The 4,007-nt window shown below is 49.3% G+C and carries 3 protein-coding genes; 2 read left to right on the plus strand and 1 reads right to left on the minus strand.

What is annotated here, in order from left to right; genetic code table 11:
* Positions 1 to 99 precede the first annotated feature (99 nt).
* Positions 100 to 2,217, minus strand: a complete 2,118-nt coding sequence (locus AC3A8L_RS18290; protein ID WP_487963716.1) for a di-heme-cytochrome C peroxidase — start codon at positions 2,215 to 2,217, stop codon at positions 100 to 102.
* Positions 2,218 to 2,538: 321 nt separating this feature from the next.
* Between AC3A8L_RS18290 and AC3A8L_RS18295 the strand changes: the two genes are divergently transcribed.
* Complete coding sequence (locus tag AC3A8L_RS18295; RefSeq protein WP_487963717.1) at positions 2,539 to 3,420, plus strand: CAP domain-containing protein; 882 nt, start codon at positions 2,539 to 2,541, stop codon at positions 3,418 to 3,420.
* A 153-nt stretch (positions 3,421 to 3,573) separates the two neighbouring features.
* Positions 3,574 to 4,007 (plus strand): hypothetical protein (locus tag AC3A8L_RS18300; protein WP_487963718.1); only part of this gene is annotated, 434 nt, incomplete at its 3' end.

The raw sequence follows: 4,007 nt of genomic DNA on the forward strand, positions 1-4,007 counted from the left end.
CGCTTAAAGGGGCGCATGCCGGGGCATGTAACGCTTTGAGCAACGAAGGTAAGGAGGTCGAGATCAAGCATTAGTGGGTGAAATATTGTTTCCTCGCCCCTAAAGTGTTTTTAGGTATTCTACGAGATCCCAGCGCTGTGCGTCGTTGAGGGGCGGTAATGTTTCACCGTTGAGTTGTGAGGTACGGCCTGCGGCATATTCATGCCCTGCATTGGAGTTTGCTTGTTGTGCTGTATTAAAGGTGAAGCCGCCAAAACCTGCTGAAATGAAGCCAACTTTTACGGGGTCAAATTCACGTGCGCCAACTTCAAAGGTGTCAGGCCTATAGTTTCCGTTATTGGGATCTTCTGTGCGTTTTTTGGGGAGTAGTAGCTCATATAACGATGGTACCGAGCCGTTGTGTAAATAGGGTGCCGTAGCCCAAATGCCATTCAGTGAGCGCGCTTTGTAGGATAGTAATGAGTTGAAAGGTGCCGCGGTGGTATCTGGGCGGTAGTTGCCATTTTTAATTGTTTTTTCAATTTCATTTTCAGAAACCGATGAGGCCATCATGTAAAGCCAGTCGAGCCAGCGGCGAACAATCCATTTATCGGGATCGGGGGTGGTTAAAACGCCTCGGGTTACGGAGGTGAGGATCATTGCGACGGGGGCTTCTTCTGGAATATAAAGTCCGCCAGCGGGCTGCTGATGAATCGTGTGTTTAAAATTGCCCGATTTACCCGTGTGGTTTACGCTGTTTAAGGCCATTTGGGGATCTGTGCCAATCTCCTCAAGACCAGACATTTTGGCAATAATGACGCGATCCCAGTTGTTGCGATCGATCACTTCATGGCAGCCCAGGCAATAATGCTCGTAAATGAGCTCGCCGCGCGCAGCTTTAGTTTTGTCTATGGCGCCCAAGATTTCCTCTGGCCACTTGGGGGATTTCAAGCGTTGTAGGTGATGCTCTAATCTTCGTAGGTTAACGAGGTCGACAGATGATTTAAAATCTACGCGTTTATGCTTTTTGCTTTGGCCAGAAATTTTTGCGGATAAACTGAATCCCGGATCTTGCGCGGTCCAGTCCAGCGTACCAAACACGCCGATGACTTCGCCCGCATTCCGGCCTAAGGGGCCTGCGCCTGCGTTGCTGGCTATACCGTTCCACTGAACATAATCCGAGTGGGTAATATCCCATAAAAAAGGGTAGCTAACGGGTGCGTTGGGCTCGTTGAATATGAGGTCTCGCAAGCGAAAGAGTTGGGCGCGCGAGAGTGCGGGGTAACCCGGTGCTAGGGATCGTAGGCGGTTGAATATTATGGCGAAACTTTTATTACCGATAATAGTCTCGTCTACACCCTCTAGCACTAAGCTGGCCTGCTTGGGAGAAAGCATGCGGCTGCGGTCTTTGTTTGTGGCTAACAGGAATAGGCTGTGTACTTGTTTCTTGTTGATGACATGCTTAAGGACGCGATTATAGATGCGCCCGAAGGCGTCTAGACGTGCGTAGCCGTATTCCACATCGGAATAGTTGACGCCGTTATAGAGCGCGATAGTGTTAGTCCATTCATCTAGCCCAGCAATGATTCCTTCTTTCTCGTTAAAGTCTCCTTGGCGGGCCAAAACGCGCTCTACGAAGCGTTCTCTCTTCACCGGCTTTTCGAGTGTTTGACGCATACTGTTTTCAAGTGTAATGAGAAAACCGTTTATATCGGCCATGGCGGGGCCGCCATCAATGCGGATAGCATGTGTTTTGTAATTGATTTGCGCGGTATGGCATGCTGCGCAGGTGTATCCAATGTAAGACTTTCCTTGATAGGTGTCTTTTACAAAGCCGACAGGGAGTCCGTCTGGGTTAAAAAATGTCGGTTTTTGCGGGAGGTAGCGGTATTTGTCGATTAAGGTATTGTCGCGGAATAGCTCGGAAGTGTCGGGCTGCTCCAGCGCCATAAAGAAGTCGTACGGTATTAGGTTGGAACCTTGTGTGGTGTTGTAAAACCACAGGCTATCGGCGTTGTCCCAGCCTTGATCTAAATAATCCGGTGTTGCGTAGCTTTCGCCTAGCGCCCCGTTGCTTATGCCTATGGCCCCTCGGTTGGGGTCCCCGTCCCAGCTTTGGTAAAGCTTGCCTATAGATAGGGTTATCAGCATCGCACTAGCAATACCTAAAGAGAATAGCGTTACTGCTCGTGTGTATCTTTTAACAAAGCTCATGAGGCTAAGTAGTAGGCTAATCATGCGGAGTCCTTTTGCGCTCAGTCGCTTAGTTGCAACCTTCATTAATGGTGTTGGCTTAAGTATAGCAGCGCCCCTGCCGGCTATCATTGCGCGCGGAGCTGTCGACTACAGGCTCTATTTATTCCGTAAAGCCGGGAACATGAGAGCAGGAGCAGTCTGCGAATGCGGTGGTGTCTATATTTTGGCACAAATGCAGGTGAAAATTATTTTCGGCTAAAAAGTGACCAATTTCGCACACGGAGAGAGGGTTGGTTCCTCGCAGTTTTGTTGATTGAAATTTATACTACCCGGATTGTTTTTAAGCATTTCTAGGTGTGAATTATGTTGTTTCCGTCTTGTCAGGTTGTTGCTCTTCGTTTTGGTGTGTTGGGTTTATCTATGTTGTTATTGGGAGGCTGTGAGGATTCTGGCTCTCAAGGTTCGGGTGCGCCCTTAACCGGCAGCGATATCGAGGTGAGCCCTAAGGCTGGAGGAAGCAATATTGCGCTGGTCAGCTCGGTAAAAGTGCGATTCGCCTCTGATGTTGCGGTTGCTGGCGATACGAGCGAATTACGTTTGTTGGTGGATGGCAAACCTGTTGCCGGCGATGTCATCTACAGCGAGAAGCAGTACCAGCTTACTTTTCAGCCACTTGAAGCGTTAAAGCCTAATGCCCGCTACAGCGTGGAGTTGATTGATGTGTTGACCTATGAGGGCGACGTTGTTCCAGCGCAAACTTGGTCTTTTGAAACGACTGATGTAGTCGGAATGACGGCGCAATGGGTGCTTGATAGCTGTATGTCGTCAGATGATATTACTCAGTTAGCGGCAATTAATGTGGAGCGTGCTAAAGGAGTGGCATGTGACGGCTTACCGGTATCACCGGCACCGGCGCTATCTTGGCATTGCGATTTGGCATCTGTAGCGTATGAGCACTCGGCAGATCTGGCCCGAATGGGGATGCTAGGCAGCATTAGTAGTAATGGCAAAGGTGCGACTGAGCGCGTTAGTGAGGTTGGCGTTGTATGGCGCGGTGTTGCAGAAAATACTTTCGTGACGGCTGCCAGCAATAATACTGCAGAGGTTCTTAATACGGCATTGAGCAATGCTCAGCAGTGTGAGAATTTGTTGAACCCTCTGTTAACGCACATTGGTGTTGCTGCTGCATCGTCGGTTGATGGGCGGGAGAGTGCGTTTTGGGTTCAGTTGCTGGTGCAACAATAGGCCTATCTATTAGCCCGCTGAGGGGGAAGATACTACCGTCTAATCGAATGGTTGGTTAAATAGTAGACACTGGCCGGCTACCCCCTTATTGTGAAAGTAGGGTCTAAATTTGACATGCTTTTACTGAGGTTATCGCCCATGGTGTTCCCCAAAATGCGACTTTCACTATCTTCTGACTCTTCTGAGCCTACGGAGATTAGCACCTTGGCGCACTTGGCCTTAGAGTTGGGGCAGTGTGAAAATTTTGATCACCTTGCCGCTAGTCTACAGGCTGGTTTGGAGCAGGCGGGGTTTCAGGGGTGCTTCTTGATGAGCTGCTTTGGCTTTAACCGAGAAACCCGTTTTGGTCGATGGAAAAGTCGGTATGTTTTCCCTTTGCGGTCAGATTTGACGGAAGTTAAGCCTGTTTTGACGGTTCGGGATGACCTTATCATTGTCAGCAGCGGTTATTTCACGCTCGTTGTAGGGCGTGCAGCGCAGCAGTTAGAAAAAAACGATTCTCTTCAGAGTCATTTGCTGATGCTGGGGGAGAGTACTCGGCTTTGGGTTAAGTCGTATACGGCGCAAGTGGATCATCAAGAAGCACC

The sequence above is a fragment of the Marinagarivorans sp. genome (genome assembly GCF_982758155.1).